General features: G+C 70.1%; 18 protein-coding genes and 1 pseudogene. 8 read left to right on the top strand and 11 right to left on the bottom strand.

Annotated features, from left to right (window positions below; translation table 11 throughout):
• Positions 1 to 29 precede the first annotated feature (29 nt).
• Entirely contained in the window at positions 30 to 851 is an 822-nt protein-coding gene (locus MVF96_RS21820; protein WP_247450467.1) for a hypothetical protein, read from the top strand.
• Positions 852 to 957: 106 nt separating this feature from the next.
• Here the strand turns inward: MVF96_RS21820 and MVF96_RS21815 are convergent, their stop codons facing one another.
• Entirely contained in the window at positions 958 to 1,695 is a 738-nt protein-coding gene (locus MVF96_RS21815; RefSeq protein ID WP_247450466.1) for a class I SAM-dependent methyltransferase, read from the bottom strand.
• Positions 1,696 to 1,828: 133 nt separating this feature from the next.
• On the opposite strand from MVF96_RS21815, the gene MVF96_RS21810 reads away from it, so the two are divergent.
• A complete protein-coding gene (locus tag MVF96_RS21810) occupies positions 1,829 to 2,989 on the top strand; it encodes a glycosyltransferase family 4 protein (protein WP_247450464.1) in 1,161 nt (386 codons plus the stop codon).
• Here MVF96_RS21810 and MVF96_RS21805 read toward each other — a convergent pair.
• The gene (locus MVF96_RS21805) at positions 2,946 to 4,793 is read right to left on the bottom strand and encodes an MmpA family trehalose lipid delivery protein (protein WP_247450463.1); all 1,848 of its coding nucleotides are present in this window, start codon (positions 4,791 to 4,793) and stop codon (positions 2,946 to 2,948) included. The genes MVF96_RS21810 and MVF96_RS21805 overlap by 44 nt on opposite strands.
• 13 nt (positions 4,794 to 4,806) lie before the next feature.
• On the bottom strand, positions 4,807 to 5,745 hold the full coding sequence (locus MVF96_RS21800) for an HpcH/HpaI aldolase/citrate lyase family protein (protein WP_058252230.1): 939 nt from the start codon (positions 5,743 to 5,745) through the stop codon (positions 4,807 to 4,809).
• A gap of 161 nt (positions 5,746 to 5,906) precedes the next feature.
• On the opposite strand from MVF96_RS21800, the gene MVF96_RS21795 reads away from it, so the two are divergent.
• Positions 5,907 to 7,091 (top strand): polysaccharide biosynthesis protein, encoded by a 1,185-nt coding sequence (locus tag MVF96_RS21795; protein ID WP_065630344.1) that lies wholly within the window; start codon positions 5,907 to 5,909, stop codon positions 7,089 to 7,091.
• A gap of 49 nt (positions 7,092 to 7,140) precedes the next feature.
• The gene (locus MVF96_RS21790) at positions 7,141 to 7,611 is read left to right on the top strand and encodes an SRPBCC family protein (RefSeq protein ID WP_247450462.1); all 471 of its coding nucleotides are present in this window, start codon (positions 7,141 to 7,143) and stop codon (positions 7,609 to 7,611) included.
• A 12-nt stretch (positions 7,612 to 7,623) separates the two neighbouring features.
• On the opposite strand, the gene pgfA is transcribed toward MVF96_RS21790, so the two are convergent.
• Positions 7,624 to 8,808 (bottom strand): cell envelope lipid trafficking protein PgfA, encoded by a 1,185-nt coding sequence (gene pgfA, locus MVF96_RS21785; RefSeq protein ID WP_065630346.1) that lies wholly within the window; start codon positions 8,806 to 8,808, stop codon positions 7,624 to 7,626.
• Between the two features lie 44 nt (positions 8,809 to 8,852).
• Here pgfA and MVF96_RS21780 point away from each other — a divergent pair, with 44 nt between their 5' ends.
• On the top strand, positions 8,853 to 10,193 hold the full coding sequence (locus MVF96_RS21780) for an acyltransferase family protein (RefSeq protein WP_083207320.1): 1,341 nt from the start codon (positions 8,853 to 8,855) through the stop codon (positions 10,191 to 10,193).
• 842 nt (positions 10,194 to 11,035) lie between these two features.
• Here the strand turns inward: MVF96_RS21780 and MVF96_RS24730 are convergent.
• The 5 genes and pseudogenes from MVF96_RS24730 to MVF96_RS21755 all read right to left on the bottom strand — a co-directional run.
• A pseudogene (locus MVF96_RS24730) lies at positions 11,036 to 14,281 on the bottom strand (DUF3367 domain-containing protein); the annotation flags it as partial.
• 139 nt (positions 14,282 to 14,420) lie between these two features.
• Positions 14,421 to 14,621, bottom strand: a complete 201-nt coding sequence (locus MVF96_RS21770; RefSeq protein WP_004023745.1) for a DUF2613 domain-containing protein — start codon at positions 14,619 to 14,621, stop codon at positions 14,421 to 14,423.
• Between the two features lie 75 nt (positions 14,622 to 14,696).
• Entirely contained in the window at positions 14,697 to 15,419 is a 723-nt protein-coding gene (locus MVF96_RS21765) for a DJ-1/PfpI family protein (protein ID WP_247450461.1), read from the bottom strand.
• Between the two features lie 36 nt (positions 15,420 to 15,455).
• Positions 15,456 to 16,421, bottom strand: a complete 966-nt coding sequence (locus tag MVF96_RS21760) for a GlxA family transcriptional regulator (protein ID WP_165629446.1) — start codon at positions 16,419 to 16,421, stop codon at positions 15,456 to 15,458.
• Between the two features lie 406 nt (positions 16,422 to 16,827).
• Positions 16,828 to 17,385 (bottom strand): universal stress protein, encoded by a 558-nt coding sequence (locus MVF96_RS21755; RefSeq protein ID WP_247450460.1) that lies wholly within the window; start codon positions 17,383 to 17,385, stop codon positions 16,828 to 16,830.
• A 98-nt stretch (positions 17,386 to 17,483) separates the two neighbouring features.
• On the opposite strand from MVF96_RS21755, the gene MVF96_RS21750 reads away from it, so the two are divergent.
• Both MVF96_RS21750 and MVF96_RS21745 read left to right on the top strand, forming a co-directional pair.
• A complete protein-coding gene (locus MVF96_RS21750; RefSeq protein WP_247450458.1) occupies positions 17,484 to 18,647 on the top strand; it encodes a glycoside hydrolase family 3 N-terminal domain-containing protein in 1,164 nt (387 codons plus the stop codon).
• A 108-nt stretch (positions 18,648 to 18,755) separates the two neighbouring features.
• Entirely contained in the window at positions 18,756 to 19,358 is a 603-nt protein-coding gene (locus MVF96_RS21745; RefSeq protein WP_247450456.1) for a TetR/AcrR family transcriptional regulator, read from the top strand.
• Positions 19,359 to 19,472: 114 nt separating this feature from the next.
• On the opposite strand, the gene MVF96_RS21740 is transcribed toward MVF96_RS21745, so the two are convergent.
• Positions 19,473 to 20,360, bottom strand: a complete 888-nt coding sequence (locus MVF96_RS21740) for a MaoC/PaaZ C-terminal domain-containing protein (RefSeq protein WP_247450454.1) — start codon at positions 20,358 to 20,360, stop codon at positions 19,473 to 19,475.
• The gene (locus tag MVF96_RS21735) at positions 20,360 to 21,724 is read right to left on the bottom strand and encodes a 3-oxoacyl-ACP reductase (RefSeq protein WP_247450452.1); all 1,365 of its coding nucleotides are present in this window, start codon (positions 21,722 to 21,724) and stop codon (positions 20,360 to 20,362) included. Before MVF96_RS21735 ends, MVF96_RS21740 begins: the two co-directional genes overlap by 1 nt.
• Before the next feature lie 90 nt (positions 21,725 to 21,814).
• Here MVF96_RS21735 and MVF96_RS21730 point away from each other — a divergent pair, with 90 nt between their 5' ends.
• Positions 21,815 to 23,128 carry an acetyl-CoA C-acetyltransferase gene (locus MVF96_RS21730; RefSeq protein ID WP_065630353.1) on the top strand — a complete coding sequence of 438 codons (1,314 nt, stop codon included), beginning with the start codon at positions 21,815 to 21,817 and terminating at the stop codon, positions 23,126 to 23,128.
• Positions 23,129 to 23,310 lie beyond the last annotated feature (182 nt).

The raw sequence follows: 23,310 nt of genomic DNA, 5'->3' as shown, positions 1-23,310 counted from the left end.
GACCGGTCCGGGATGACAGAATCGTCCGCATGACCCGACCACCAGAGGGCGATCCCAACGATCCGCGGAACGACCCGCCGGAGACCCGTCAGTTCGATCCGGACTTCGACCCGTCGGCACCGCCGTCGCAGGCCTACACCGAGCAGCAGCCCGGGCAGCCGTATCCGGGTCCCTACACGGAACCGCACCAGGCCGGTCAGCCCTATCCGGGTCCGTACACCGAACCGCAGCAGCCCGGACAGCCGTATCCGGGTCCCTACACCGAACCCCAGTATGGCGACCCCCAGTACACCGGCGGGTCGCCTTACGGTGCCTCGCCCTACGACGCGCCGGCCGGTGGTGAACCGCCCCGCGGTTCCGGGTCGAAGGGCCGGACCATCGGGCTGGCGCTGGTCGCCCTGATCGCGCTCGTGGTCCTGGGTCTCGTCGTCGTGCTGGTCACCCGCTCTGGCGACGGCGACTCCACCAGCGCGGCGTCATCGTCGACCACCGAGTCGAGCGAGCCGGCGACGACGAGCGAGACGACCTCGTCGAGCACCCCGACCACCGAGGAGACGACGTCGACCACGACGACGACGCAGCGCTCCGGGACCATCACCTACCAGCTGACCGGCAACGGGGACGTCGTCGCGCTGACGTTCACCCGCGGCCAGGGATCGCCGACGGTGATCCCGGCGATCGGCTCGCCGTGGTCCCAGCGGGTGCAGCTCGAGGGAACCCGCGCGAGCATGTCGGCCATCGTGATCCGCGGACCGGTGTCGTGCGCCATCCTCGCCGACGGTGAACAGCTGGCCGCCGCGACCAGTCAGGGCGGCACCCTCAACTGCACCGCGGACCTCGCCGCCGAGTAGTTCAGGCCGCTGGGTGCGGAGGTGGCTTCGACTCGGGGCTTCGCTTCGCTCAGTCCCGGCTCAACCAGCAGTGGGCTCAGCCAGACGCAACCGGACTCCGAGCACGTCAGCGTCGACGCAGGACGAGCACGAGGTTGGTGCCGAGGACGTCCCGGAGCACCGGCACGCGCATGACCCACCACATCCAGCGCGGGATGTAGCGGGGGAATGCGGCGACGAGGTCGGCGCGCCCGGTTCCGGTCGCGGATCGGGCCCAGCGCAGCCCGTCGGCGGCGGAGACCGCGAACAGCGATGTGCCGTAAAGGTTCTTGGGTGGATGACCGTGGCGTCGGGTGTACAGCCGGGCCGCCCGATGGCCGCCGAGATAGTGCGTCAGGCCCATCTCGTGACCACCGAACGGTCCCCACCACAGTGTGTAGCTGATGATGACGACGCCGCCGGGACGCGTCACCCGCAGCATCTCGTCGGCCATCTCCCACGGCGTCGGGGTGTGCTCGACGACGTTCGACGACAGGCAGACGTCGACGCATCCGTCGGCGAAAGGCAGGGCCTGGCCGGAGCCGCGGACCGATCCGCGATGCTCGAGCCCACCGGCGTGCATCTCGGCGGGATCGGGTTCGACGGAGACGTAGTGCGCGCCGCGGGCCCGGAAGGCGTCGGCGAAGTATCCGGGACCGCCGCCCACGTCGAGGACCACCGATCCGCCCATGTCGGGGACGAACGCCTCGACCATGTCCGCGGTGTCGCCGGCGAGCGCGCCGTAGAAGCGCGCGGGATCGGATTGTTCGTAACGGAAGTCGTTCAGCAGTCCCGCGGCGCGTCGCAGGGTGGCGAGCCGGGCCATCCGCGCGCCCCGGGAAGTGAAGTCGTCATCGTCGGGTCACTCTAGTGGGGTGTCTCGGCGAGAGGTTCCTCGCCGGGCCGCTCGCGCGGCGGATTCCGGTGCTCACGGCCTGATCGGTAGGCTGACGGACACCATGCGCGCACCGTCGAACATCCTGCTCCTGTGCTGGCGGGACACCCGCCACCCTCAGGGCGGCGGCAGCGAGACCTACCTGGAACGGGTGGGCGCCGAACTGGCCCGACGCGGCGCGAACGTCACTTTCCTCACGTCCGCGTACCCGGGGTCGCTGCGCCACGAGCACCGGGACGGCATGCGGTTCTTCCGCGCCGGCGGACGGATCAGCGTGTATCCGCTCATGCTCGCAACCATCGTCGCGGGCCGGCTCGGGTTCGGCCCGCTGTCGGGGTGCCGCCCCGACGTCGTCGTGGACACCCAGAACGGTGTCCCGTTCTTCTCGGCGCTCGTCTCACCGGCTCCGACGGTCGTCCTCGTCCATCACTGTCATCGCGAGCAGTGGCCGGTCGCCGGCCGTCTGCTCGGCCACATCGGGTGGTTCCTCGAGTCGCGGGTCTCGCCGCGCGTCCATCGGCGCAACCGATACGTCACGGTCTCGATGCCGTCGAAGTCCGAACTCGTCGCGCTGGGGGTCGATGCCGGGCGGATCGCGGTCGTGCGCAACGGGATCGATCCGGTACCTCAAGGTATCGAGGCGCCCGCGCGCACCGGGGCGTCGACTCCCGGTGTGCCGGTACGACTCTGCGTACTGTCGCGGCTGGTGCCCCACAAGCAGGTCGAGGACGCGTTGACCGTACTCGCCCGGCTGCGTCGCGACGGTGTCGACGCCCGTCTCGATGTCATCGGCGGTGGCTGGTGGTCGGACGAATTGCACCGTGCAGCAGCCGAACTCGCGGTGACCGACGCGGTCACCTTCCACGGCCACGTCGACGAGCGCCGCAAGCACGAACTGCTCGCCCTGGCCCGGGTCCACCTCATGCCGTCGCGCAAGGAGGGATGGGGCCTCGCGGTCGTCGAAGCCGCCCAGCACGGTGTCCCGACGATCGGTTACCGCAGTGCCGCCGGACTCGCCGACTCCATCGACGACGGTCGCACCGGGCTCCTCGTCGACGGTGTCGACGAACTGGCCAGCGCAACGAGGAAACTCATCGACAATCCGGACGAGGCGCATCGACTCGGCCGGAATGCGCAGACCACGGCCAGCCGCTACTCGTGGTCGGCGACCTGCGACGGGTTCATGGCGACGTTCGACGCCGTGCTGTCCGACTCGCGCCGCTGATCACACGGACGCCGAGACCGACGAGTCCGGTGATGAGCAGCGCGGCCCATACGAGGTGCGCGCCGAGGGCGATCGCACGGTCGGTGGCGTCGGCGGACCGATCCACGACGTCGCCCACCTGATACAGCCTCAGATCCGGCCCGTCGAAGACGAGGCGTCCGGCGTCCGCGAGTTGGATAGGCGGAGAACCGTTCTCGACCAGCACCCAGCCGACGCCGAGCTCGGCGAGAGCGGTCGGCGACCCGCCGGACTCCAGCACCCGGGTCACCGCGGCGGCGTGCCGGCCCGCCGGGTCGATCACGACGCCGTCGACGCGGAGTTCACCGGATTCGACGACCGGCGCCCGCAGCATCCGTGCGGCGGGATCGAGCGACGGATCGCGCGCGAAGGGGTACTCACGCACCGTGCCGGGAGGCCACAGGGCCACCGAACCCCGGTCCGGCGGCACGATCTCGGCGACCTGCCGCCACTCGTCGGGATAGTCGACCGTGCGCACCGCACCGCCGACCCCCCACGCCAGGTCGGGGAGCGGCGCGACCGCGAGCAGTGCGACCGCGGCGTACGCGAAACCAGACGGGACCCGGCGCCTCGCCGCTGCCACGGCCGCTGCCACACACACCGCGACCGCCGGGACGAGAAGTGCGGCGAACTTCTGCGTATCGCGCAGGAGTCCGCCGCCACCGACGTGCTCGACGACGAACCCCAGGCCGGTGCGGACCGGTCCGAAAGTGCTCAGCACCAACAAGAACGCGGTCACCGCCGCGAGGATGGCGATGGCGCGCACCAGCGGGTCCGACTCCGCGCGACGCCGCCACAGGTGACCGGCGCCGACCGCGACGACGAGGAGCAGGCCGAGGGTGGCCACCGCGGCCCACCCGATGGTCCGGCTCGCCGGCACCGCATCGGCGTTCCAGATCCCGCCCAGTGACAGAGCCGTACCCACGGGTCCGAGCCACGGCTCGGACCGCAGACCGAATGCCTCCACCCCGGCGGCCGCCGATGTGGTCGGGGCGTCGGTGATCACCGACGTCAGCAACCAGGGCAGCGTGCTGAGGAGCCAGAGCGCAACGACGGCCATCGTGGGTCGCAGACCGATCGGACGGGCCACGAGCGCCGTCGCCAGAGTGATTACGGCGAGGACAGAACCGGTGGGGGTCAAGCCTGCGACCGCGAACAGTCCGCCCAGTTGAAGAAGTTGGACGGTGCTTGCTCGGGGGTCCGGTCGCCGGGTGGCTTCGACTCGGCTCCTCGCTTCGCTCGGTGCCGGCTCAACCAGCGGAGTGACTCGGCTCCTCGCTTCGCTCGGTGCCGGCTCAATCAGCCGGGCGTGCTCCCGCAGATCCAGAACCGCGACGAGAATCCACCCCAGTGCCGCATAACCCGCCAGCAGGCTCCAGTGGCCCTGGAGAAGACGTTCGGCGACAAACGGATTCCACACCGCGACGAGCGTTGCCGCCGCGGCGCCGGTGCGCCCGGCGCCCGGGACCAGGCGAGCTGCCAGACGTCCGTACCCGACGCCCGCGCACACCAGGGAGGCGGCGAGGACCGCCAGCACGACGATCCCGCCGTCGATGACGGTGCTCACCATCGCGAGGAACCAGTCCTGCGGCACGGCGCGGGGCGGCAGGTCACCGATCCCGAGCGTGGTGTCCGTGACATGGGTGCGCGGCGTGGACACCGCATCGCGGTACAGCAGGTACCGGTCGCCGGCCCCGATCAGGCCGGGCAGCAGCGGCGCCAGGATCACCGCGGCCGCAGCGACACCGGTGCCGTACAGAACCGGCAACAGTCGTCGGGGAGTCACCGCGGCGAGCCGATCAGAAGTGGTGGGTGTCCGATGGTGCGGGGGCGTGCACCGGGTCGTCGTCGTAGTCGGACTCGGTGATGCCGTACGACCGCGCCAGGTCGAGGATCTTGGTCGCCCGCGCGATCCGCGGCAGGTCGGAGCCGTTGCGGATCTCGCCGCCGTCGCGCTCGAACTCGGCGAAGAACTCGCGCGCCCAGGTGATCTCGTCCTGAGAGGGGGACAGTCCTTCGTTGACCTGCGCGCACTGGCCCGGGGTGAGGCAGATCTTGCCGGTCATGCCGAACTCGGCACTGACCGCGGTCGCCTCACTGAGCTTGAGCGCGCTGGAACCGACCGTCGGGCCGTCGATGGCGCTGGGCAGGTGGGCGGCCTTCGCGGCGATCGTGAAACGCGAACGGGCATAGGCCAGGGTCTGCGGGTTCTCGCCGAAGCCGGTGTCGCGGCGGAAATCCCCGATACCGAACGCGAGACGGAACGTGCCCTTGGTGGCTGCGATCTCACTGATGCGTTCCAGTCCGCGCGCGGTCTCCACGAGCGCGACGATCGGCAGGCCGGGCAGTCGCTTGGCGGTCTCGGTGACGTGGTCGACGGACTCGACCATCGCCAGCATCACCCCGCCGACGGCGGTCTGCGACAGCGCCTCGAGATCATCGGCCCACCACGGTGTGCCGAATCCGTTCACGCGAACCCAGTCTCCGGCGCCGGGACCGGCGGTGCCGTCCTTCGGCCCGAGCCAGCGGACGACGTTGTCGCGCGCGGAGACCTTGTCCTTGGGAGCCACCGCGTCCTCGATGTCCAGCACGACGATGTCGGCGCGCGAACGCGAGGCCGGCTCGAACTTGGCGTAGTGGGAGCCGTTGACCAGCAGCCAGCTCCGGGCCAGCACCGGGTCGATGCGCGAACCGATGTCGGTCGACTCGGCGTCGTAGGTGGGGTTGTCGTCGTACATCACGGTCTCTCGGTCCGGTGGACACGCGCGATCGGGGGACCCGCGCTCGGCAACAGCCTTCCCATCGTTGCCTATGCCCGACTGCCCGTGCAAAACCCGGCTCGCTTACCTCGTGCCCGCCCCGCGCGAGACCGCCGCGGTGCGATCGGCACACTTGGTCCATGCAGCAGACGCGTCGGACGACGGGCACGGTCGGCGCCGTCGGGTCGGTGGCGATCGGGTCGATGGTGGCCAACGTCTGCATGTACGTGGTGCACCTCGTCGCGAGTGCGCACTTCCTCGACGTCAGCGAATACGGCGAGTTCGCGGTGCTGCTGTCGGCGATGCTCGTGCTGGGCGTGCCGGCGATGGCGCTGCAGAACGTCATCGCCCGGGAGGTCGTGCTCGGCGGTGACGAGGGACGGCTCCGCGCGCTGGGTGTGGTGACGACGTGCTGGGTCGTCGTACTCACCGTCGTCGCCACCCCGCTGGTCGGGCTGCTGCTGCGCACCGACGTCGCTACGACGGCCGCAGCACTCGCCTCGGCGCCGCTGCTGGCGCTCATCGCCGCAGGTCAGGGCATTCTGCAGGGACGCGGCGAGTTCCGGGCGCTGTCCTGGGTGCTGGCCGTCGTCGGAGTCGCACGATCGATGCCGATCATCGGGGCATTCGCCGCCGGCGCCGGACCGGCCGGTGGGCTGCTGGCCGGGACGCTGGGTGCCGCCGCGTCGGCGGCCGTCGTCTGGCTCGTGGTCTGGTCGATGTCACGGTCCGGACGGCCGGGGCGGACGCCGTCGGGAGCCGCCGGGGTGCTCAGCGTGGTCCGCGCGTCGCAGGTCCAGTTGGTGTTGATCGTCGCGTCGTCGATCGACCTGCTGCTCTCGCCCCGGGTCCTCGACGCCGAGGAGGTCGGTGTGTACGCCCTCGGCGCGATCGCGACGAAGGTGGCCTTCTGGCTCCCGCAGGCGATCGGCGTCGTCTTCTATCCGCGTCTCGCCGACCCAGCACGGTCGTCGGCCTCGTTGCGTCAGGCGGTGACGGTGGTCGCCGGGATCGGGGTCGTCCTGACCGTGCTGGCGGGCGCGGCGGGCCCGGTCGTCCCGTTCGTCTTCGGGGACGGCTACGACGCCTTGGTGCCGATCCTGTGGCTCTTCGCCTACATCGGCGCCGCGCTCGCAGTCCTGCAGGTCGTTTTACTGTCGGCGATCGCGCGCGACCGGACGCGCGTGGCACTCGGCACCTGGCTGGTCGTGGGCGCCGAGGTGCTGGTCATCGTCACCCTCACCGGCTCGGTGGTAGGGGTCGCGGGCACCGCGGCCGTGGCCGCCACGATCGCCGCGCTGGGGACGTGGGCGGTCGCGCGCTGAGTTGAGGTCGGACGTTGCCGAGTGCCCGAAGTTTCGGCAGTGTTGTGTCATGAGCGACAACGAGAGCACACAGGTCACTGTCCAACGCACGATCGAGGCGCCCGTCGACGCGGTGTTCGACGTCCTCTCCAATCCCGAACGGCATCAGGCGCTCGACGGTTCGGGTTTCATCCGCGGCGTGGACCACGCCGATCGCATCCAGCAGGTCGGTGACGTGTTCACGATGAACATGTCGGGCGACCACATGGGCGGCGACTACAAGACCGACAACCATGTCACCGGTTACGCCAAGGACAAGCTGCTGGCATGGCAGACCGCCCCCGCCGGCACCGAGCCGCCCGGGTGGGAATGGCTGTGGGAGCTGGAGTCCCAGGGTCCGAACGAAACGCTGGTGCGCCACACCTACGACTGGTCGAAGGTCACCGACAAGAACCTGCTCGAGAAGGTCAAGTTCCCGCTCGTCACCGAGCACCAGCTGAACGACACCCTCGGCAGGCTCGCCGTCGAGTCGACGTCCTGACGGCGGTCCCCGTCACTCCGGTTGCTCGCCAACGGTTTCCGCGCCGCTTCGGCGCCGGAACCGGGCGGGCAGCCAGGCCGGATTGGTGAGTATCAACCCGGCCAGCAGAGCCACGACCCCGAGGACCCCGGTGCCGATGGGTACGAGCCGGCCCCAGATCAGGATCGGGGACGCGAGATCGTCGGACAGGTCCGTCATCCGGGCCTGCGTGTCGTCGTCGTAGCCGAAAGTCGCGCGCAGATGCGGCAATTCGAAGTCGGCCGGGACGCCGGGGATGCCGTCGGGGAAGCGGTACGCCTCGTCGACGGTGATCGTGGCGTCGACAATGGTGCCGGTCCGGGTGTCGACGGCGAGATCCCACGAACTCCGGTGATGGAGGCTCGCGGTCAACGGCCGGCTCGAGCCGCCGAACCCGAACCACGACGCCGGACGCGTGATCGAGACATTCGTGCCGACCGGTCGACCCAGCGCTTCGCGGGCGAGGTCGGTGTCGGGGACCTCGGCGCGGAACCGTGCGACGTCGCGACCCTGCACCTCGGTGTCACCGTCGTGGACCAACGGCACGGTGGTGCGGGTGATCGGGTCGAAGAACTCGCGGTCGGCGATCGCCGTGTCGAAGGGCAGCAGATAGGTGACGCCGCTACGGTCCGGGACGAGCACCGCGGCCTGACCGCTGTCGTACTGGATCTCCGACGCCCCGCGGGCGGCGAGTCGGGGCAGCGCGTTCTTCCGGTCCAGCGTGACCCGATCCTTGATGGCATTCACGGTCGCCTCGTTGCACGGTTGTGACGGGTCATCGGCATCGACACCGGGGCGCGGATCACCGGGGTCGACCTCGCGATCGTCGATGCGCAGCTTCTCGGCCTGGATCGACGTACCGGCCTGCAGCGTCACCCGGTGTTCGTCGGACGGCTGCACCGCCACGACGCGCTGCTGCCGGACGAGGTCGGCGCCGACGGTACGGGCGCTCCGGGTCTCCAGCGAGCACCGGTCGAAGATCGTCGCGTCGTCGGCCGTGGCGACGGTGGTGAAGTCGGTGCTCAGCGGGATCGTGCGGAACCCGCCGACGAGCAGGGTGGGCAGCGCGATCGTCACCGCGAGCAGGAACGCGCCGACGAAGATCAGCGTCGGTCCCGCGAGGTCCGCCGTCGACCAGCGATGGGGCTCCGGGTGCGACGAGGAGGACGGCGAGGACATGGTGGCGAGGGTACGCAACGCCTCCCGGCTACCCTGTCAGCAGCATGACCAGCACCGACCCCGGCCCCACCAGCCCCGCCACCGCCGAACCCGCAACGGGTTCCGCCCGGCGGTTCTATCCGCAGCTCGAGGGCATGCGGGCCATCGCCGCGATCGGGGTCCTGGTCACGCACGTGGCCTTCCAGACCCGCGCGGTCGAGATCCCCGTGCTGGGACCGGTCCTCGGTCGTCTCGACCTCGCGGTCGCCTTGTTCTTCGCGCTCTCCGGCTTTCTGCTCTGGCGACCGTGGGTCGACGCCGCGCATCGCGGGACCGGTCATCCGTCGGTGCCGCGGTACTTCCGCCATCGCGTCGTCCGGATCTGGCCGGCCTATGTGGTCGTGGTGACGCTGGTGATCCTGCTGCTCCCCGAGGCGCAGGGAGCGGATGCGCAGGTCTGGCTGGCGAACCTCACGCTCACGCAGGTCTTCGTGCCGCTGACACTGACCGCCGGTCTGACCCAGATGTGGAGCCTCTCGGTCGAGATCGCCTTCTACGCACTGCTGCCGCTCATCGGCTTCGCTCTCCTGCGGCTGCGCGGGAGCCGTCTGCGGGCGCGGGTGCCGGCGATCGTCCTCCTCGGTGCGCTGAGCCTCGGCTGGGCCTGGGTCGGCACCTCGCTGCCCGTGGCCGACGGCGTGGAGACCAAGAACTGGGTGTTCGGCCACCTCCCGTGGTTCGTCGCGGGTCTGGTCCTGGCCGAGATCGCCGGAGTCCTCGAACGTGAACCGGAATCGGGTTCTGCATCCGGGACGTCGGGGACGGGCCGCTGGATGGCGGGAACGATCCGCCTCAGCGCGAACCGCCCGCTCATGCTGGGCGTCCTCGTCGTCGCCTACGCGCTGGCATGCACCAGGATCGCCGGCCCGACCGGTCTCGGCGCGGTCACCGAGATCGAGTTCGCCACCAAGATGGTTCTCGGCGCGCTCTGCGGATATGCGCTGCTCGCCCCGCTCGTCTGCAACGACGGGCCGTTCCGCATCCTCACCTCACGGGTGATGCTGGCCCTCGGCAGGTGGTCGTACGGGATCTTCATCTGGCACGTCGCGATCCTTGCGGTGGTCTTCCCGCTGTTCGGCATCGTGCCGTTCAGTGGCAACACCCTCTTGGTGCTGGTGATCACCCTCGGCCTGTCGATCGGCATCGCCGCGGCGAGTTACGCCTTCATCGAGGAGCCGACGCGGAACTGGTTGCGCACTCGCGAGAGCCGTCGTCGTAATCGCGTGCGCCAGGTCCCGGCCGCCTCGTCGTCCTCGCCGGCCTCGTCGGACGACGGACCGTCGTCGACGGCCGAGAAGAACACCAGCCAGGCCGTCATCGACACCGCCACCAGCGCCGGTAGCTGAACCCACCACTGCGACCCGTGGTACCCGCCCGAGGCGTGCCAGGGGCCGGCCGCCAGCCCGATGGTCGCGGTCATCATCGCCACGAATGTGATTGTGACGCCGGTCTTCTGCGGTACCGCTGCGGCGAGGGTGCCGACCACGACGGCGGCCGCGAGTCCCCACCAGCCGGACACCAGCCACGCCGCGGCGAACACCGCACCCCCCGCGGCGAGCACGTTGCTGCGCCCGGACGGAACCACGACGGGTTCACCGGCCCGGGTGCGACGCGCCGACGGCCACCACGCGGCGACGAGCAGCAGCGCCATCAGCGCGAGCCCGATCACCAGCGCCCACCGGTACAGCGAGTCGAATCGGAAGGTGAGTTCGATGGTTCCGCCTGCACCGGCGGGGACGACCCACCCCTGTTGCCACCCGTCGACGACGACCGGCCGTAGCTGCGTGCCGTCGAGGTGCGCCTGCCACCCCGGGTTGGTGCTCTCGGGCACGACGAGCAGTCGTTGCGCACCGGCGTCGACCGTCACCACGCGCCGCACCGGCGACCACTCGGTCACCTCGGGGGACGTCGACGCGGGCGCCGAGACCGGATCACCGTTCACCAGCGAGACGGCGTCGACGGTGAAGGCGTCGCCGGGATTGACCGACACCTCCTGCTGGCCGGCGGGCAGCACGAGCCGGCCGTCGCCGCACGGGCGCCCGACCACCGGCCGTCCGCTGCGCAGCTCGGACGCGGTGGCGCGCACGGACATCCGGACGACCTGACCCGCGGCGGTCAGACCGATCCCGGCGTCGCAACCGATCTCGACGATCCGGTCGGCGTCCGTACCGGTCGCCGGCGACGGGAACACCTGGACCTCGGCGATTCCCGGTGGTGCGGGACTGGCGAATCCGAGGCTGTTGACGTCGATGAGGTCGGACTGTGCGCGGATGGTGATCTCGATGCGGTCGGTAACCGCGGGATCGAGTCGCACCATGCCCTTCTCGTCCACCTCGCGGATCTGTTCACCGGTCCCGAGGTCGACGGCGACCTCGGTGGGCGCCGCGGGATACCCCCGCGGGGCGGCGATCGTCAGCGACTCGACCCGCTGTTCGCGCGGGAGGTCCAAGACCAGGGTGGGAGTGTTCTCGTCGGCTGCTGCGTCGTCATCTGTTCGAGCGTCGCGCGCCGGGGATGGCCGTTCGTCCGGGATCTCCGGTGCGGTCCAGGAGGTTCCGGGGTCGCCGTCGACGGCGGCCGCGGGCCCGCCGCGAGGATCGGTCACCGGGCGGGGCCCACGCGCCGTGACCCGGTCGTCTTCGGCGAGCAGCCGGTCCAGAGCATCGCCGGGTCGGGGTCGCAGGATCGCGGTGGGGGAGACGGTGACATCCGACGGCACCGAGAGTGCGCGCCCGAACACCGCCGACGTCTCCGGCGAGAGTGCGAGACCCGGTGCGCACCTGGTCATCTGCCGCTCGGGGTCGGAGACGCACGACGCCCGCCCGGACAGCTCCTGGTACAGCACCCACTGGGCCACGTCGGTGCCGGCCTCGAGTTCGGGCAGGACCACGCGGTGGCGGATCCGCAACGGCGTCGCGGTCCGCAGATCGGAGACCGTCACCTCGCCGAGCGCGAATTGGTTTCCCGCCGTGCCGTCGTCGGTGCGGAGCGCGCGGATCTGGAGCCAACCGGTGGGGCCGCTGGGGGCGGTCACGGTGACCGGTTCGCCGGGAGCGAGACCGGAGACCACCGTGCTGCCCGCCTCGGTGGTGATCAGCGCACTCGTGACGTCAGGTCCGAGCGCCTTCGCGGTCGTCAGGGTCACCGCGAGATCGGTGCGCGGCGTCGTGAAACCGATGCGCATCCATCGTCCGACCGCGGTCTCCAATCCGCCGCTCACCCAGGCGCTCTGCGGGTTGCCGTCGAAGGCCGCGGCCGCCGAGTTGGCCGGCGAGGTCTGCCCGGGCTGGACCGCGTCCGCCGCCGATCCCGACGTCGACACCTCGACTTCGCCGCTCTCGTTGTCCAACAACCATTCCCCGTGGACCAGTGGTTGGCCGTCGACGGGGTAGTCGGCGACGGCGTTCTGTGTCCGACGCGGGTCCGACGGCGACCTGATCGCCGAACTGTGGTCGTCGACGCGGCCGAAGTCGGTCTCCCGGTCAGCGGGTGTGTCGGTCACGATCAACGGGCCGTCGACGATCCCGGCGCGGCGGGCGTCGGCGTCGAGCACGACGGGTCCGAGCGGGGGAAGTCCCTGGCGTGCGCGGACGTCGGCCAGTTCGGCGATCGCCTCGGGCCCGCCGGCAATGCGGGGGAGCCCGGTGGTGTCGACGAGTCGCGGACCGGTGCCGGTCGTCGCGCCCGGTTCGCCGACGGCGTAGATCTGCACCGCGGGCATCGGCGGCCGTAGTCCGTTGTCGCGCACCACTCCTCGGACGCTGGGTGGCCCGATCGGTGGACCGAACTCGGCGACGCGACGGAGCCCGGGCGACTCGTCGAGTGCCTGTTGCGCGAGCAGCGGGCGGGCCGACCGCGAGGTGTCGGGGTCGAGATCGGCTCGGAGGACGACGAATCCGATGCCCTGCCCGGCGAGGGTGGCGGCGAGACCGGGGGAGCCACGGCCCGCGGCGATCTCCCGTTGTACGGAGTCGAGGGCGCGGATCGCGCCCGGCGGGGTGAGCGGGATCGCGTCGCGGACCGCCCGCGGGGTGTCGGACAGGGGTTGCAGCGGTTCGTCGCGGGTGAGCCCCCAGAGCTGGTCGGCGAACGGGGCGCCGGGGACGACCAGCGCGCGGGCGGGCGGGGCGCCGTCGTCGCGTTCGCTGTGCTCGGTCAGCCAGTCGGCGGTCTGCTGCCAGTGGCGTGGAATCGCCTGGTACGTACCGTCCGGCGCGAGCTGACCGGTCCACATCAACGACCCGGCGCCGATCACGGCGACGAGCAGGACGATGGTCGCGGCGACCGGTCGCGACCGCTGGGGCTGGGCGAAGGCGGAGAGCGTCTCCCGGCGACTCGCACTCCCCGGCAGCGGAACCCGCGCCAGGAGATGTGCGACACCGAGGACCAGCGGGATGCGGAGCAGCGGCTCGAACTTGTGGATGTTGCGCAGCGGGGCGCCGGAGCCGTCGAGGAAGACGCGTACCTGCTCGGCGACCGGCGACCCGAGTTCACCCGCGTAGCCGACGCACATCAGGACGAGGCCCACGCCCAGGATCGCGACGAGACGGCCGCGGAACGGCATGTGCCGCATGCACAATCCGGCGAGCCCGGCAGCCGCGATGGTCCCGGTCGCCAGCACCGCGGCGGGCTGGGTGACGAGCACCGCCCCGGCGACGCGCTCCGGCGACACGAACGGCGTCCACGAACTCGCCCCGCGCAGCACCTCGGTGAGCGAGGTCCACTGCGTGGTGACCCGGGACGACTCGATGTAGTCCAGGAACGGCGGACTCACGCGCGACAGGATCAGCAGCGGGACGAGCCACCACGCGCACGCCAGGGTCAGGCCGGCGGCGGTCCAGGCGCCGAACCGCCACCAGCGTCGGTCGCGCGGACTGTGCAGCAGCCACCACAGGGCGGCGACGCCGAGCGCTGCCAGTGTGGCGACGGCGTTGACCGCGCCCATCAGCGCGACCGCCGCCGACGCACGCGCGGCCTCCCGCCACAGCGGGGCAGCGTTCTCGGCCCGCGTGTCGAGTGCCCGCACCACCGGGATCAGCACCCACGGGGCGAGCATCATCGGCAGCGTCTCCGACGAGATCGAGCCGAGGGTGGTCAGGACCCGCGGGCTGAGCACGAAGACGGTGGCGGCGATGATCCGCGAGGCGGGCGAGCCCAGCCGCAGCATCTCGGCGAGGCGGACGATGCCGACGAAGCCGACGGTGAGCAGCACCGCCCACCAGAGGCGTTGCACGATCCACGGCGGAACGGCGAGAAGGTCACCCAGGGCGAAGAACGCCCCGTGGGGGAAGAAGTACCCGTAGGCCTGGTTCTGCACCTGCCCCATCGGTGCGTTCGGCGTCCACAGATGCGCGGCGCGCGCGAGGAACCCGAGCGGATTCGCGGTGAGGTCGAGTTTGGTGTCGGCGGCGATGCGGCCCGGTGACTGCAGCAGGCAGATCAGCAGCGAGATCGCGCCGACGACGGCGATACCGCGTCGGCTGAGTACGGACTGATCCGGTGGCGGAGGCGGAGTACTCAGTTGCGGCTGCTGTCGATCAGGAGACGCCGGGACCGGCGGCGTCGTGGATGGGTCAGTTGGTCTCGCCGGCTCCGCCGCGCGAACCGTAGTCCACCGAACCCTGGACGAATCCGTTGTTCGGGCTGATGTTGTTCAGATCGGTGGACGGGCTGTTCTCGGAGGCCAGGAACCCGCCGAGGAACACCGCGCCGAGTCCCACCAGGATGCCGGCGACCCCGGCGACGGCTCCGGCGACAAGGCGGTTGTTGGTCATGGCGATGAAACTACCATCGCCCGAGTCCGTTTCCGGGTGACACCCGCTGACACGTGCGGGTGCACCGTGTCGAGCTCAACGTCCGGAACGCACTTTCGTGAGGGCGCGATCCCACAACAGACGCACGCTCGACTTCACCATCTCGGGTTTGTCGACGTCGCGGCTGAGCAGCATCGTCGACGTCGCGATCGTCTTGGCAGACGCCTTGGAACGATGCCCGGAGTCCAGGTGGGGTTGCGGGTCGTACTCGATGATCAGCTGGATCGCCTCCGCGCGCGCACGCCCGGCGATCTGCTCGGCCAGCCACAGCGCGAGGTCGATGCCCGCGGACACACCGGCCGCGGTGACCAGGTCGTCGTGGGGCGCGACGCGCACGATCCGCTGGTCGGTCACCGGCTTCGCGCCGTGCAGCGACAGCCCGGCCATCGACGACCAGTGCGTCGTGGCCGGCTTCCCGTCGAGCAGACCGGCGGCGGCCAGGATGATCGAACCGGTGCAGACCGACGTCGTCCACTGGGCGCCCGGCCGTACGGCACGCAGCCAGTCGAGGACCTTCTCGTCCTGCGAGGCGGCCAGGAAACCGGGACCGCCCGGCACCAGGACGACGTCCGGCGACGGTGTCTCGTCGAACGAATGCGTGGCTCCGACGACGAGCACGCCCGAGTCGGCGACGACCGGCCCGGGTTCGTGCCAGACGAATCTGACATCGGTGTCGGGCAGGGCTCGCAGCACCTCGTAGGGGCCGATGAAGTCGAGCGCGGTGAACTGCGGGTAGAGCACGATCGCTATCTGGGTCATGGATGCCTTCCGGGTCGTGGGTTCTCGGGTGTGCGTCTAGCGGAAGGTGCGGCGGTACTGATCGGGCGGCACGCCGAGCCGGCGGACGAAGGTGCGCCGCATCGTCTCAGCCGACCCGAACCCGCACCGGGTGGCGATCACCGGCATCGTGTCGTCGCTCTGGGTGAGTGCCCGGCGGGCGGCGTCGGTCCGGACCCGTTCGACGTAGGCGCCCGGCGCCTCACCGGTCTCGTCGGTGAAGATGCGGGAGAAATGGCGTGGGCTCATCGACGCGTCGCGGGCGAGATCGTCGACGCGGTGCACCCGGCCCGGCTCGGCCTCGATGCGTTCCTGGATCTCGCGGATCGCCGTGCGCCGGGCCCGGGGCATCCACACCGGCGGGGCGAACTGGCTCTGACCACCTGGGCGCCGCATGTAGAGGACGAGCCACCGCGCGACGAGCTGTGCGAGCTCGGTGCCGTGGTCCTCCTCGATGAGGGCCAGCGAGAGGTCGATACCGGCGGTGACGCCCGCGGAACTCCACACCCGGTCGCTGCCGCGCACGAACAGGGCCTCGGCGTCGACCTGGATCGACGGGTACCGCTCGGCGAGCAACTCGGTCACGGCCCAGTGCGTCGTCGCGCGTTTGCCGTCGAGGAGGCCGGCCTCGGCGGCGAGGAACGCGCCGTTGCACACGCTGACGACGCGTCGTGCCCGTTGCGCCGCCCGTCGGATCCAGTCGACGAGGTCGGGGTCGCGGGAGGCGTCGTGGACGCCGGTGCCGCCGGGGAGGATCAGGATGTCGAGCGGCTCGGCCGGGTCGGGCAGCGGCTGCGCGACGAACTCCAGCCCGACGCCGGTGCCCACCGGCAGACCGGTCGTCGACACCAGCCGCAGGTCGTAGCGGACCTGCGCGCCCTGGTCGGCGAGGGCGTACGACGCGGTGGTGAACACGTCGGCCGGTCCGGTCACGTCCAGGGCCTGCACCCCGGGGTATCCGAGGATCAGCACCGATCGAGTCATGAGGACACCGTTTCCGACCCGCACCGTGGCGTCCAGGCCACGCATCCCACAGATCAGGACACGTCACTGTTGTTTGAGCTGGTCCCCACCACCGGTTGCGCCGGTACCCGTCCCCGCTGCTCGAGCCGGCTCGCCCCCCTGGTTGAGCCGGCTCCGAGCGGAGCCGCCGGGCCGAGCAAGCGACGAAGGAGCGCGTCGAGGTCGAGGCGCCCCACCCCCGCTGGTTGAGCCGGCTCCGAGCGGAGCCGCCGGGCCGAGCAAGCGACGAAGGAGCGCGTCGAGGTCGAGGCGCCCCACCCCCGCTGGTTGAGCCGGCTCCGAGCGCAGCGAGGCGCCGTGTCGAAGCCACTTGGTGACCTCGACTAGCTCGGCCGTCAGGTGGGGACGCTCGACCAGCAGCGTTGCGCTACAGCGTGACCTGCGGTTCTTTCTCGCACTTCGCGGGAACGATGAACACCGGTCGATGACAGTGTTTGAGGACCCGTTCGGCGACGCTGGACCGCAGCAGAGCCTTGAGTCCCGATGCGCCGCGCGTTCCGGTGACCAGAAGATCTACGTTCAGCGCCTCGGCCGCGGCGACGAGCGCCCCCCACACCGTCGACTCGACCTCGACGAGCGATCCGCGTGCGGCCAGCCCACAGTCGACGGCGAGGGCCACGCCCCGTTCGTTGATCGAGGCGGCTTCTTCCTCGAGGGCCTGGTCGACGCCGACGTCGAGCTGGGTGTCGATGAAGGGTTGCATCCCACCGGCGAGGGTGGACATGCGTGCCGGCGTCATCGCGCCGGGCTGCCACGCGGTGACGACGACAGCTGAGCGGGCACGGAGGAAATGACCGGCGTAGCGAATGGCGCGGTCGGCGTTGGGAGACCCGTCATAGGCGATCATCAGGGTTTGTGCGGCACCCTTGGCGCCGCTACCGCCGCCGGCGGTGGCGGACCCGGACGAAACGGACCCCACGTCCATTGGCTCAGGCTACATGCCAGACTCGAGCCATGGGCCCAACTCGCAGACCCCGGCGGATTCGTCGCGAAGGGATCCGTGACAACCGGATCCGGAATGCGATGACGACGGGGACGGTCGCCGTACTGTGCGCGGCGCTGGCGGCGTGCGCGTCATCGACGCCCGACTCACCGCCGCCGACTCCCTCGTCCTCGGCGTCGTCGTACGCCTCGGCGTCTTCGTCGGCGTCGCCGACGACCGTTCCGGTCGCAAACAGCTGTGGCGCAAGCGAACTCGCGAAGCTGTCCGTACGCCAGAAGCTGGCGCAGCTGATCGTCGTCGGCGTGACCGGGGCGGCCGACGCCCAGCAGATCGTCGAGAACGAGGAGATCGGCGGGATCTTCGTCGGGAGCTGGACCGACAAGGCGATTCTGACGAGCGGTGCGGCAGCACGTATTTCGCAGAACTCGCCGATCCCGCTGATGGTCACCGTCGATCAGGAGGGCGGGCGGGTGTCGCGCCTGTCCGCGCTCGGCATCGACCACGCCTCGGCTCGTGAACTCGCCCAGACCAAGACGCCCGAGCAGGTGCGGGCGATCGCGGCCGATGTGGGCCGCAAGCTCAAGCGGCTCGGGGTCACCGTCGACTTCGCTCCCGTCGCCGACGTCAGCGACGAATCGGACAACGAGGTGATCGGCGACCGGTCCTTCAGCAACGACCCGGCCGTCGTCACCGAGTACGCGGGCGCGTACGCCGCGGGGCTGGCCGACGCGGGAATCACGCCTGTGTACAAGCACTTTCCGGGTCACGGACACGGGTCGGGCGACTCGCATCTCGGCGTTGTGACGGTTCCGTCGCTCGCGGAGCTGCAGGACAGCGACCTCGTGCCGTTCCGGACGCTGTTGCGCGACCCGGGGACCGCGGGCGCCATGGTCGGGCACCTGATCGTGCCCGGTCTGACGAAGGGACTGCCCGCCAGCATCAGCCGGCCCGCGATCCAGATGTTGCGCACCGGCGTCGGCTACGACGGTCCGCGGTTCAACGGCGTCATCTACTCCGACGACCTGTCGGGCATGGCGGCGATCAGCGCCCAGTACCCCATCGAGCAGGCGGTGGAGAAGTTCATCCTCGCCGGCGGCGACATCGCGCTGTGGCTGTCGACCGACCGTGTCTCGTCGGTGCTCGACAATCTCGAACGCGCGGTGTCAGCGGGTCGCCTGGCGCCGGCACGACTCGACGACAAGGTCGTGCGAATCCTTCGATCCAAGGGTGTGGTGAACTGTTGACCTGCTGAGTCCCCCGGCGCCGACGGTCTGAATGGGGTTTCACCTTACCGATTGGTAAGTTGTTGATATCGTCGGACGGAACAGAAGTCGTGAACGGAGGTGGCGGTCATGTCGGGCGGAACCAAGCGCCTGCCCCGCGCGGTGCGCGAGCAGCAGATGCTCGATGCGGCCGTCAAGGTGTTCGCGCAGAACGGTTTTCGCGAGACCTCGATGGACGCCATCGCATCCGAGGCGCAGATCTCCAAGCCGATGCTGTACCTGTACTACGGCTCGAAGGACGAACTGTTCAGTGCGTGCATCGCCCGTGAGTCCGGTCTGTTCATCGACGCGATGAGCGTCGGTTTCGACCCGTCGCTGTCGCAACGTGAGCAGGCCGTCACGGTGATCCGTGAGTTCCTCCGCTTCGTGCACGAGCACCGGCAGTCCTGGCGGGTGCTGTACCGCGTCGCCATCGGCACCGCCGGTTTCGCCGGCATCGTCTCCGAGAGCCGCCAGCGGGTCACCGAGATGGTCGCCCAACTGATCAAGGCGGGCACGACCGTCGAGGTCGACAGCGACATCGACTTCGAACTCACCGCCGTGTCGATCGTCGGCGCCGCCGAGGCCGTCGCCGACCGCATCACGGAGGGTGACGTCGACCTCGAGAAGGCCACCAACCTCCTCGTCGGCATCACCTGGCGCGGCCTGAAGGGCGTCGGTACCGACGCCTGAAGTGTCGACACCTGAGGTGCAACGCAAACGCTCCCGCGGCCCCGCTTCCTATCCGCTGATTGGATCCAATAAGCGGGACGGAAACGAGACCGCGGGAGCGAAAGGCGAGAGCCCTCAGCCCTCCCGCGTCGTCGCGGTGAGGTGCGGGAATCCCTTGCGGCGGTCGCGGATCGCGATGTCGAAGCTCCCCTTTCCGTCGATGCGGCGGGTGTACAGGTTCACCTTGGCCGGCAACAGGATCGGCTTGCCGAACCTGACGTCGTAGGTCACGGCGTCGGGCAGTTGCGCCTCCACGTTCGCGACAGCTGCTGCGGCACTCCACATCCCGTGGGCGATCGCCTTGGGGAAGCCGAAGGCCTTGGCCGGCAGGTTGCCCATGTGGATCGGGTTGCGGTCGCCGGAGGCGGCGGCGTACTCGCGGATCCGCTTGAGGTCGACGGCCAGGATGGCGTCCGGCGGCGGCGGGGTCTTCGACTTCGGTTCGGGACCCCGCGGCTCGTCGGACAGGCTGGTGCGCTGCTGCTTCAGGAACGTCGCCGTCTGGGTGGTGACAAGTTCCGATCCGACGCGGATCTCGCTGACGACGTCGATCAGGATGCCCTTGCGGTGCTCGCGCAGGTTCTGTGCATGCGTGACGATGTCGAGCGGCTCACCGACCTCGATGGGCCGCGTGCGCTCGATGGTGTTCGTCATGTGCACCGAACCGACGGCGCCGAACGGGAACTCGTCGGACGTCATGAGCTTCATGACGACCGGGAACTGCAGCACGAACGGATACGTCAGCGGCAGGGTGCCGCCGAACCGCTGCCCGGTCGCGTGGCAATACGCCTGCAGCGCAGTCGAATCCACCCGCACGCCGTCGAGCCGGTAACGCGTCTCGGGTGCGGTGGCGTCGGCCGGCACCCGTGGCGGCTTGCCGATGCCGGGCAGCAGCGCGGTGACCGCCTTGCCGTACAGCTCGGCGGTGCCGGGTGCGGACGGGAGGGTGATCGTCTTGCCCATCAGGCCCCCAGGAATCCCTGGCCGCAGACGCGGACCACATTGCCGGTGATGGCATTGCTCGCCGGGTTGGCGAAGTAGGCCACGGTCTCGGCGACGTCGACGGTCTGACCGCCCTGCTGCAGCGAGCTCATCAGGCGACCGGCCTCACGGGTCGCGAGCGGGATGGCCGCGGTCATCTTGGTCTCGATGAAGCCGGGCGCCACCGCGTTGATGGTGATGCCCTTCTCGGCGAGGATCGGCGCGTAGGCGTCGACGAGGCCGATAACACCGGCCTTCGAGGCGCCGTAATTGGTCTGGCCACGGTTGCCCGCGATGCCGGCGATCGACGACACGTCGACGACGGCGCCGCCCTCGCGCAGAGCGCCCTTCTCGAGCAGCGTCTCGACGAGGGTCTGCGGTGCGATGAGGTTGACCGCGATGACCGCGTCCCAGCGGGAGTCGTCCATGTTGGCGAGCAGCTTGTCGCGGGTGATGCCGGCGTTGTTGACGATGATGTCGATGCCGCCGTGCCGCTCGAGGGCGTGCTCGGCGAGCTTCGCGCCGGCGTCGGCCGCGGTGACATCGAGCGGGAAGGCGGTGCCGCCGACCTTGTTCGCCGTCTCCGACAGGGCGTCCCCGGCCTGCGGGACATCGGCGGCAATGACGTGCGCGCCGTCGCGGGAGAGGACCTCGGCGATCGTCGCACCGATGCCGCGGGCGGCACCGGTGACGACGGCGACCTTGCCCTCGAGGGGCTTGTCCCAGTTCTTCGGCGCGGTGGCGTCGGCGCCGCCGACCCGGATGACCTGGGCGTCGACGAAGGCCGACTTCGCCGACAGCACGAAGCGCACGGTCGACTCGAGGCCGGTCAGCCCGGTCTTGGCGTCGGGGGAGACGTAGACGAGCTGGACGGTGGACCCCTTCAGGAGTTCCTTGCCCAGCGAGCGGGTGAAGCCCTCGAGTGCACGCTGCGCGACGCGCTCGGAGGGGTCGGTGACCAGCTCCGGCGTGGTGCCGATGACCAGGAACCGCGCGCAGGCCGCGGTCGAGCGCATCGCGGGCTGGAAGAACTCGAAGAGCTGACGCAACTCGGCGGGAGTGGTGATTCCGGTCGCGTCGAAGACGAGGCCGCCGTACTTGTCGGCGCTGCGCCCGGTCGTGGCGTTCTGGATGAGGTCGTAGTCCTCGGTCGAGAGCATCTCGCGAAGCGGTTCGACGAGCCGGCCGGACCCGCCGAGCAGAACGGGGCCGGGCAGCGGCGGCTCGGAGGCCTTGTAGCGCCGTAGCGGCGCCGGGACGGGCAAACCGGCCTGCTTGGCGATGAATGCGCCGGGCGCGGAATGGACGAAGCTCGAGTACAGGCCAGTGTTTCCGTTGGCGGCCACGTTGATCTCCTCTGACTGTCGTTCGACAACGAACTTACTGATGAGTAAGAATACGCTATAGATACCGCACCCGACCCTTGGGAGATCGACGTGGCCGAACAGTCCAACCCCACCAGCAAGCCGAAGACCCGCAGCGATCGTCCCGTCGCGATCCTCGGCGGCAACCGCATCCCGTTCGCACGCCAGGACAAGGCGTACGCGAAGGTCGGGAACCAGGAGATGTTCACTGCCGCGCTCGACGGCCTGGTGAGCCGCTTCAACCTGCAGGGCGAGCAGCTTGGCATGGTCGCCGGCGGCGCCGTGCTCAAGCACGCCCGTGATTTCAATCTCATCCGCGAGTCGGTGCTCGGTTCGGCGTTGTCGCCGTACACGCCCGCGTTCGACATCCAGCAGGCCTGCGGCACCGGACTGCAGGCCATCACGACGGTCGCCGACGGTATCGCCCGCGGCCGCTACGACGCCGCGATCGGCGGTGGCGTCGACACGACGTCGGACGCGCCGATCGCCGTGGGCGAGGGCCTGCGTCGTCAGCTGCTCGAGGTCAACCGCGCGCGGAGCACCAAGGACCAGATCCTCGGCGCCGCGAAGCTGCTGACGAAGCTCGGCATCGAGATCCCGCGCAACGGCGAGCCCCGCACGGGCATGTCGATGGGCGAGCACGCCGCCGTCACGGCCAAGGAGTTCGGCATCAAGCGAGCCGACCAGGACGAGCTGGCCGCCCGCAGCCACCAGAACATGGCCGCCGCCTACGACGCTGGCTTCTTCGACGACCTGATCACCCCGTTCCTGGGCCTGACCCGCGACCAGAACCTGCGCGGCGACTCCACCGCGGAGAAGCTCGCCAAGCTCAAGCCGGTCTTCGGCGTCTCCCTCGGCGACGCGACGATGACCGCGGGCAACTCGACGCCGCTCACCGACGGGGCGTCGACCGTGCTGCTCGCCAGCGACGAGTGGGCCGCCGACCGCGGACTGCCGGTGCTCGCCTACTTCGTGGACAGCGAGACCGCCGCGGTCGACTACGTCAACGGTCCCGACGGGCTGCTCATGGCCCCGACCTACGCGGTGCCGCGTCTTCTCGCCCGCAACGGGCTCACGCTGCAGGACTTCGACTTCTACGAGATCCACGAGGCCTTCGCGTCGGTGGTCCTCGCGACCCTGCAGGCGTGGGAGTCCGAGGAGTACTGCAAGGAGCGCCTCGGCCTCGACTCGGCACTGGGTTCGATCGACCGCAGCAAGCTCAACGTCCACGGTTCGTCGCTCGCGGCGGGTCACCCCTTCGCGGCGACCGGCGGCCGGATCGTCGCGCAGGCGGCCAAGCAGATCAAGGAGAACGGCGGCGGTCGCGCCCTGGTTTCGATCTGTGCCGCGGGCGGCCAGGGCGTCACCGCGATCATCGAGGGCTGACGACCCGAAGCGGACATCATCGGGAGCTGGAATCCCGATAAGTGAGACGGATCGGCGACTGATCGGCCGATCCGTCTCACTTTCGTGGGACGAATCGGGGTACTTCGTCACATATTCGACAGAATCGGCCGTCCGGGGATGCCTCCGGCCGAAAAGTAGCGTAAATATGTCTATAGCTCCGG

This window comes from Gordonia hongkongensis, from assembly GCF_023078355.1.
GTDB classification, from domain to species: domain Bacteria; phylum Actinomycetota; class Actinomycetes; order Mycobacteriales; family Mycobacteriaceae; genus Gordonia; species Gordonia hongkongensis.
The sequence above is the reverse complement of the archived record's forward strand: the minus strand, read 5'-3'. Positions and strand labels throughout refer to the sequence as shown.